The following is an 8442-nucleotide window of genomic DNA, read 5'->3' on the forward strand; positions in this document are numbered from 1 at the left end:
TACCATCACCTTCCGCCTGGGCACCGATCTGGACGAGGCGCAGGTGCTGGTGCAGAACCGGGTCTCGATCGCCGAGCCCCGGTTGCCGGAAGAGGTGCGCCGGCTGGGCATCACGGCCCGCAAGAATTCGCCCGACTTCCTGATGGTCGTGCACCTGCTGTCGCCGGATAAAACGTACGACGAGCTGTACGTCTCCAACTATGCCCTGCTGCAGGTCAAGGACGTGCTGGCCCGGCTTGAGGGTGTGGGCGGCGTCCAGGTCTTCGGCGCGCGGGAATACAGCATGCGGGTCTGGATGGATCCGGACAAGATCGCCGCCCTGGGCCTGACGGCGCCCGATGTAATTGCGGCCATCCGCGCCCAGAACACCCAGGTGGCGGGTGGGACCCTGGGGGCGCCGCCGGTGGCCGGGAACAATGCCTTTACCCTCAACCTGAACCTCCAGGGCCGGCTGGAGGATGTGGAGGCTTTCAAAGATATCATTGTGCGCACGGGGGAGGGCGGCCAGGTGGTGCGTCTGCGCGACGTGGCGCGGGTCGAGCTGGGGGCCCGGGACTATGTGACCAACAGCTATCTGGACCACGACCAGGCCGTGGGAATTCTGGTGACCCAGCGGCCGGGCTCCAACGCCTTGGATACGGCTGACCGGGTGAAGCAGACCATGGAAACCCTGCGGCAGGCGTTTCCGAAGGGCCTGGAATACCGGATCGTCTACAACCCCACCGAGTTCATTTCCGCTTCCATCAAGGCTCTGGTGAAAACCATCCTGGAGGCCATCGCCCTGGTAGTGGCTGTGGTCCTGCTGTTCCTGCAGCGCTGGCGGGCCGCCATCATTCCCGTTCTGGCCATTCCGGTCTCGCTGGTGGGAACCTTTTCTGTCATGGCGGCGTTCGGGTTTTCCATCAACAGCCTGACCCTGTTTGGCCTGGTGCTGGCCGTAGGGATTGTGGTGGACGACGCCATCGTGGTGGTGGAGAACGTGGAGCGCAACCTGTCCGCCGGCATGAAAATAAAGGACGCTGCCCGCCGCACCATGGACGAGGTGGGCGGAGCGCTGATCTCCATCGCCCTGGTGCTGTGCGCCGTGTTCGTGCCCACGGCCTTTATCTCGGGCCTCACCGGGCAGTTCTATCGCCAGTTTGCCCTGACCATTTCCGTAGCCACGGTCATCTCGGCCTTTGTGTCCCTGACCCTCAGCCCCGCGCTGGCGTCCCTGCTGCTGAAGGCGCATACACCGCATGATCCTGAAAGCCCTCCCTCCGGCGGATTTGTGGAAGCGGTCCGCGGGTTTCTCCACCTGTTCGACCGGGGGTTCGAGCACCTGGGCGAGTGGTACGGCCGGATCGTCCGGCGCGTCATCCACCGGCCGAAGGCGATGCTGGCGGTCTACTGCGTCCTGATCGCCCTGACGGCGGCGATGTTCATGCGCACGCCCACCGGGTTCATTCCCATGCAGGACCAGGGCTATCTGATCGCGGCGGTGCAGCTGCCGGACGGCGCCTCGCTGGAGCGTACGGACGCGGTTGTCCGCCGGATCATCGACATGGCGAAGGAGACGCCGGGCATCCGCGACGCTGTGGGCTTTTCCGGATTTTCCGGTGCCACGTTTACCTTCTCCTCCAACACCGGGGTGATCTTCACGCCCCTTGTTCCGTGGGAGGAACGCCTGCCCCAGGGCCGCACCCTGGATGTGATCCAGGCGGAGCTCAGCCAGAAAGTGGCCGCGATCCAGGAGGGCCTGGTCTTCGTCATTCCGCCGCCGCCCGTCCCGGGCGTGGGCACCGGCGGGGGCTTTTCCATGCGCCTGCAGGACCGGGCCGGACTGGGACCCGATGCCCTGTTCCATGCGGCCTTTGACATGATGATGAAGGCCAACGGCATCCCCGGCCTGACAGGGGTGTTCACGCCATTCACCGCCAGCGCGCCCCAGCTGTTCGTGGACGTGGACCGTACCCGGGCCCGGATGCTGGGCGTGCCGGTCAGCGACCTGTTCCAGACGCTGGAGATCTATCTGGGATCATCCTATGTGAACGATTTCAACCTGCTGGGCCGCACGTATACGGTGACCGCGCAGGCCGACGCCCCGTTCCGCCAGGACCGGGAAAACATCCTGCGCCTGAAGGTGCGCAATGCCCACGGCGATATGGTGCCCCTGGGATCGCTGGTGTCCTTCCGGGACATTGTGGCCCCGGACCGCGTTCCCCGCTACAACCTGTTCCCGGCGGCCGAGATCAGCGGCAGCACCCTGCCCGGGGTCAGTTCGGGCCAGGCCATGGAGTCCATGGAAAAGCTGGCGGCTGAAATCCTGCCGCCCGGCATCGGCTATGAGTGGACAGACCTGTCGTACCAGCAGAAAATGGTCGGCAACACGGCCATGTACATCTTTGTCCTGTGCGTGGTGTTCGTGTTCCTGGTGCTGGCGGCCCAGTACGAAAGCTGGACCCTGCCGCTGGCCATCATCCTGATCGTGCCCATGTGCCTGCTGTCCGCCATTTCCGGCGTGGGGTGGCGCGGCATGGACAACAACGTCCTGACCCAGATCGGCTTTATCGTGCTGATCGGTCTTGCCAGCAAGAACGCCATCCTGATCGTGGAGTTCGCGCGCCATATCGAGGAGCACGGGAAAGACCGGTTTGAGGCGGTGATCGAGGCCTGCCGCCTGCGCCTGCGCCCCATCCTGATGACCTCGCTGGCCTTCATCCTGGGTGTGGTCCCGTTGTTGACTGCCACAGGGGCAGGAGCCGAGATGCGCCAGGCCATCGGCACGGCGGTGTTCTTCGGCATGCTGGGCGTGACCTTCTTCGGCCTGGTCTTCACACCGGTGTTCTATACCGTGATCCGGGGATGGGCCGTGGGACGTTCCCGGCCGGAGTGACATCGCTGCGCGCGCCTTTCCCTGAAAGAAGAAAAGCGCGCGCAGGTCGTTCTTACAGCCCGAGCCGGTCGCCTTTTGGCTCTACCTTCTTGCCGCAGATGATCCGGTACTCCATTGTCTGTCCGTGTTCCTGTTCGTTACCGCAGCGTTTTGCGATGTCTGCGCCGTTGATATCAGCCATGGCTCCGCCAGACCACTTTCCTGTGCACAGAAACATGCCGCCCTGGCTCTCCATACTGCCATAGACGCTGTTTTTGTTGTGGAGGTAAATGTGGGTATGGTTCGGGATTTTTCTTTTTTCCATCATCATTCTCATTGTCATCCTGAGGGAGTGGAACGACTGAAGGATCTTTTTGCAACCGGAAGATCCTTCGACTACGCATCCTTTCAGGATACTCCGCTCAGGATGACAGGAACGGAAACAGTGAATCCGGACCAACACAAAATGATAACAAATGATGACTTTTGCTTACGCACTGAAAAAACGCACTGCACCCCTGCCGCAGGCGTGCAGTTTAGGGGGATAATTTTCCGGAAAGTCGCGCCGGTACAAGGTTTTCGACACTGCACGGGCATGCACTTATGGTGCATTTACCGTGCAGTTAAAGTGCAGTTATGGTGCACCTTCCGGCCCCTGGTTCCGGATATGGACAACGGGCCTGCCAGACCGTAGGATTTCCCGAAACCCTTTTGCACAGAGGTCCCTATGCCCGTCTATAAAGCTCCCCTGCGGGATATCCGCTTTGTCCTGCATGAGGTTTTCGGGACGGAAGGCCTGGTGGCCCTGCCGGGATACGGCGATTTTGCGCCGGACCTGCTGGACCAGATCCTGGAGGAGGGGGCGCGGCTTGCGGAAAACGAACTCCAGCCCCTGAACCTGCCGGGCGATACCGAGGGCTGTGTGTACGAAAACGGCGTGGTGCGTACGCCAAAGGGCTTCCGCGAGGCCTATGAAAATTTCTGCAGGGGCGGATGGGCGGCCCTGTCATGCGACCCACAGTACGGCGGCCAGGGACTGCCCCAGGTGATCAATTTTATCCTGCAGGAGATCATCAGCTCGGCCAACCTGTCCTTTGGCATGTACCCGGGCCTGAGCCACGGGGCGTACAACGCGCTGCACCTGCACGGTGCGGACGATCTGAAGAAAAGATATCTGCCAAAGCTGGTGGATGGCACCTGGTCGGGCACCATGTGTCTGACCGAGCCCCAGTGCGGCACCGATCTGGGCCTTGTCCGCACAAAGGCCGAGCCGGCGGGAGACGGCAGCCATAAAATCACGGGTACCAAGATTTTCATCTCGGCGGGCGAGCATGACCTGACGGAAAACATCATCCATCTGGTCCTGGCCAGGCTGCCCGATGCGCCCGAGGGGACGCGGGGCATCAGCCTGTTTATCGTGCCCAAATTCCTTCCGGAAGAGGACGGAACACCGGGCGCGCGCAACGGCGTGCGCTGTGCGTCCATCGAGCACAAGATGGGCATCCGGGCCTCCAGCACCTGTGTCATGAACTTTGACGGCGCCACCGGCTGGCTGGTGGGGGAGCCGCACAAGGGCATGAAAGCCATGTTCACCATGATGAATGCGGCCCGCCTGGGTGTGGGCATGCAGGGCCTCGGCCTGGCGGAAGTCAGCGCCCAGAACGCCGTGGCCTATGCCAGGGAACGTCTCCAGGGCCGCTCGGTCACGGGTGTGAAGGCTCCGGACAAACCCGCGGATCCGCTGATTGTCCATCCGGATGTGCGCAAGAATCTCCTGACCATGCGCGCCTTTAACGAAGGGGCCCGGGCCCTGTCCATCCACATCGGCATGATGCTGGACGTGGCGGAACGTCACCCGGACAGCGACGCGCGGCAGGAGGCCGACGACCTGGTGGCCCTGATGACGCCGGTCATTAAGGCGTACTTTACCGACATGGGGTTTGAGGGGGCCAACCGGGCCCTGCAGCTGCACGGGGGCTATGGCTATATCCACGAATACGGCATGGAACAGTTCGTGCGCGACGCCCGCATCACCCAGATCTATGAAGGGGCCAACGCGATCCAGGCGCTGGACCTGGTGGGGCGCAAGATGGGCCAGAATTATGGCCGCCTGCTGCGCCGCTTTTTCCACCCGCTGACCCGGGACATCGAAAAGGCCATGGAGGATCCCCGCACGGCCGAATTCGCCGCCCTGCTGGCCAAGGCCTTCGGGCGGCTCCAGCAGGCCACGGTGACCATCGCGCAGAAAGGCCTGAAAAACGCGGACGAGGCCGCGGCGGCCAGCGCCGATTACCTGCGCATGTTTGGCCTGGTGGCGCTGGGACATATGTGGTTGCTCATGACCCTGAAGGCCAGCGAAAAGCTGTCTGCGGGCGGGGAAGACGGAGCCTTTTACGAGACCAAACTGAAAACCGGCCGGTTCTTTTTCACAAAAATGTTGCCGGAGGTGGGCAGCCTGTTCCAGTCCCTCATGGCGGGCGCTGAACCCCTGATGGCGATGGAGGCAGAGGCGTTCTGAATGCGGAATGAAAGTAAAAAACCCGTTGCCGGAGGGCAAATGACCCGCCAGGATTTCGCGCAGTCATCAAAACGGGAGAGCCAGATGCTGCCTGAGACAGTTCATAGTGAAATTCCGGTTCCGCGACGCGATCCTGTTGTCAGCGTAAATGGCACATCTTCGCTGCAGGCACAAATGCTTGCCCTGACAACGAACCCGCCTCTTTCCCAGAGACTTTCCGGTGCCATGGTTGGTGGCTACCTTGGCTGGGATCCTCTGGGTTATTCTGTTTTTGTCGTTACAGGTACAGCCACCCGTTATTACCCATTTTCTCCGGGATCACTTCCGGCAGATCTGATTTCTTCCTTGGAAAGAATGCGGATGTGGTCATTCAGGGCGCCCGTAGAAGGCAAAACTCCTGAAGGCGATGAGACTGCAGAAGCCTATATCCAGGCATTCCGGTCCTGTATTGACGGAATTCTGGCTTTCTATAAAAGCCGGGCGGATGAACGGGATCTTCCATTGCCCGTTATCGGCATGGACACTGGTTTCAAAAGAGACAGGATTGATGGTTATACTTCAGGCCTGGAAGAAGCGGAGGACCTGGGTCCGGAAAATCACTGGATCCTGACACGCATTCTCAATAATCAGGCTACAATGGAAGATCTTGAGGGTCTGCTGCATGCCCCTGTCAGGGGAGCCTTTGTCTGGTACATGGATGCAGGGCACAGTTTCCTGGAGCATGTCCTTAACGAAAAAGGCAAAGGCGTTCTGCGTCCCATGCCTGTCTGCACACAGGTTGTCGATGACAGCGATCATCAGGTTACCGCGCCCCTGCCTGTTTTTGGGCAGCCGCCAATTCCCCCGATCGCGCCGTCGGCCCCTTGATAAAAGGAAGATTTTCCTTTATGTGGAAAGGGCCTGCTTTCGGGCAGGCCCGGTTCGTTGAGATTGTAAATACGACAACACAAAAATTCTCTCCGGGGGCTGGAGAATTTTTACCTCTCCCCCTGAGCGGGTGAGGGGTCGCAGGAAAGACTCTTCATTCATACCCCTCACCCGACCCCGCCTCACTGCGTTCAGCGTGTCGACCTCTCCCTCAGGGGGAGAGGTAAAAACCGGATCGCTTTCGTCCAGGCTGACTTCACAAAAAACGCGCATTCTGTAACATCAAGGCTGAAAACCCAAAGCCGGAGCGGAACGGTAATGTCACATCCACTGTGACATCAATGACATTACGGGACATTATGCAACGTGGTCAGGGTCTGACTTCTGCAAGCTTTTCCAGCCCCTTCAGGTACAGGTCCCAGCCCGGGTTCTGTGCCGGGATTTTATCCTGCACATCGCACCAGGCCTGCAGGGCGGCGTACCGCCTGCGGTCTGCCTCTGCGGGCAGCAGGGTGTCCGGTCCTCCGTGGAGGTTCGCCAGGATGTTCAGGGTCTGGATGGCCGTTGCGATCTTAGTCTCCAGGGCCTGTCTTGCAGGGAGATTTCCGCGGCGCTCTTTTTCCGTAAGATTCCTGTTCCACAGCTCGCAGCTCTTCGGCTGACCCAGCTGCTTCAGCAGGGTTGTAGCCCTTTCCATCAGGGCGCGGGCTTCCAGGCGGGCCAGGTCCAGCCGCATGTCAGGGACAGAAAACCGCCGGTCAGGAGCCAGCTGGCCAATACCCCGCAAGGTCTGCGCCTGGATGATTTCCAGATTTTTTGCTGCCTCGCTGGCATCCTGAAGGGAGGGGAATATCAGTCCGCCAGTGGTCAAAATGCCATTCAGCCCGTTTACAGTGTGCAGCATTTCCCGCTCACAGACCCCGATGGCAAGGGCCACCATGTCGCTGCGTCGCTGTGCGGCTTGCGGATCCGGGGCTTCTCCGGCACAGGACCGTGCAGCCTGAACTGCTTCCACGGCCCCGGCCCAGGTATTGAAAGTGGTGACAATGTTTCCGGCGGGGCCATGGCAGACGGCCTTGGCCGCACCATCCTCCAGTTTCCGGTGCAAGGTTTCTTCCCGGGCCTGCAGCTGGTCCATGTCTTGCGGAATGGCACAGTCTGCAGTTCTGCTATCCGGCCTGGGCGCAATCCAGGCAATGCCCACGCAGAGGGCAGCGATCCCCGCGGCTATCCATCTGGTCTTGCGCACCAGCCAGAGGCCAGCCCTGTTCCGGGCGGTCAGAAGCCCGTACCGCTGGACATGCCACCACTTGGGCGAGAGGAATTCCGGGTTTTTTCTCATCGGCACAGGCTACCACGCCAGTCTGAAAGTAATGCCGGAAACCTGCCTTGCCACGGATATCTCCGGGCTCTATTCTCGGACCGGGAACAACCTTTCTGACAGGAGAACACCATGGCCCTTGTCCTGACCAGTCCGGCCTTCGAGCATGGCCAGCATCTGCCCCGCCGTCTGACTTGCGAAGGGGAAAACCTGTCCCCTCGCCTGGACTGGAAAAACCTGCCGCCGGGCACAAAAAGCCTGGTCATGATCATGGACGATCCGGATGCCCCCAACGGCACCTTTCACCACTGGGCCATGTATAATATCCCCGCCGGGACATCCTCTCTGGAAGAAGGGGCGGGCACCGAAGGCAAGGGCCAGTTCGCCATCAACGATTTCGGCCACCGCTCGTACGATGGGCCCTTGCCGCCCCGGGGCCATGGCAAGCACCGGTACTATTTCAAACTGATGGCTCTGGATGTGGGCCGCCTGGATGTGCCCGATGACGCAAAGGTCCTGGATGTGGCCAAGATGGCCCGGTCCCATATCCTGGCCCAGGCTGAGCTGATGGGGACCTATGAACGGTCATAGGACCGGGATTTCCCCTGTACCCCTGGTCTCTGCCGTGGCAGGGCAGGGGGAGCCGCTGGTCATCCTCCACGGCCTTTTCGGGGCCGGCCGCAACTGGGGCGCTGTGACGAAGTCCCTGGCGGACAGTTTCGGGATCCACGCCCTGGACATGCGCAACCACGGGGACTCTCCCTGGTCGCCGGACATGTCCTACAGCGCCATGGTGGCCGACCTGGTGGCCTATATGGATGCCCATGGCCTGGCCCGGGCCACCGTTCTGGGCCACAGCATGGGGGGCAAGGCTGCCATGAT

The 8442-nt window shown here is 61.1% G+C and carries 7 protein-coding genes; 5 read left to right on the forward strand and 2 right to left on the reverse strand.

Going from position 1 to position 8442, the window contains the following annotated elements:
* Positions 1-2875: multidrug efflux RND transporter permease subunit (locus M3O22_07395; protein ID MDP9196570.1), on the forward strand; the 2875-nt coding region annotated here is incomplete at its 5' end.
* Positions 2876-2927: 52 nt separating this feature from the next.
* On the opposite strand, the gene M3O22_07400 is transcribed toward M3O22_07395, so the two are convergent.
* The gene (locus M3O22_07400; GenBank protein MDP9196571.1) at positions 2928-3185 is read right to left on the reverse strand and encodes a hypothetical protein; all 258 of its coding nucleotides are present in this window, start codon (positions 3183-3185) and stop codon (positions 2928-2930) included.
* A gap of 396 nt (positions 3186-3581) precedes the next feature.
* On the opposite strand from M3O22_07400, the gene M3O22_07405 reads away from it, so the two are divergent.
* Together M3O22_07405 and M3O22_07410 are read left to right on the forward strand one after the other, a co-directional pair.
* Positions 3582-5372, forward strand: a complete 1791-nt coding sequence (locus M3O22_07405) for an acyl-CoA dehydrogenase C-terminal domain-containing protein (GenBank protein MDP9196572.1) — start codon at positions 3582-3584, stop codon at positions 5370-5372.
* Between the two features lie 360 nt (positions 5373-5732).
* Positions 5733-6239, forward strand: coding sequence for a hypothetical protein (locus M3O22_07410; GenBank protein MDP9196573.1), 507 nt, complete (start codon positions 5733-5735; stop codon positions 6237-6239).
* Positions 6240-6609: 370 nt separating this feature from the next.
* On the opposite strand, the gene M3O22_07415 is transcribed toward M3O22_07410, so the two are convergent.
* On the reverse strand, positions 6610-7581 hold the full coding sequence (locus tag M3O22_07415; protein ID MDP9196574.1) for a hypothetical protein: 972 nt from the start codon (positions 7579-7581) through the stop codon (positions 6610-6612).
* 111 nt (positions 7582-7692) lie between these two features.
* Between M3O22_07415 and M3O22_07420 the strand changes: the two genes are divergently transcribed.
* Together M3O22_07420 and M3O22_07425 are read left to right on the forward strand one after the other, a co-directional pair.
* Complete coding sequence (locus tag M3O22_07420) at positions 7693-8151, forward strand: YbhB/YbcL family Raf kinase inhibitor-like protein (GenBank protein ID MDP9196575.1); 459 nt, start codon at positions 7693-7695, stop codon at positions 8149-8151.
* A partial coding sequence (locus M3O22_07425; protein ID MDP9196576.1) for an alpha/beta fold hydrolase occupies positions 8138-8442 on the forward strand: 305 nt, incomplete at its 3' end. The genes M3O22_07420 and M3O22_07425, both read left to right, overlap by 14 nt.

Source organism: Pseudomonadota bacterium (genome assembly GCA_030775045.1).
Taxonomy (GTDB): Bacteria; Pseudomonadota; Alphaproteobacteria; order JALYJY01; family JALYJY01; genus JALYJY01.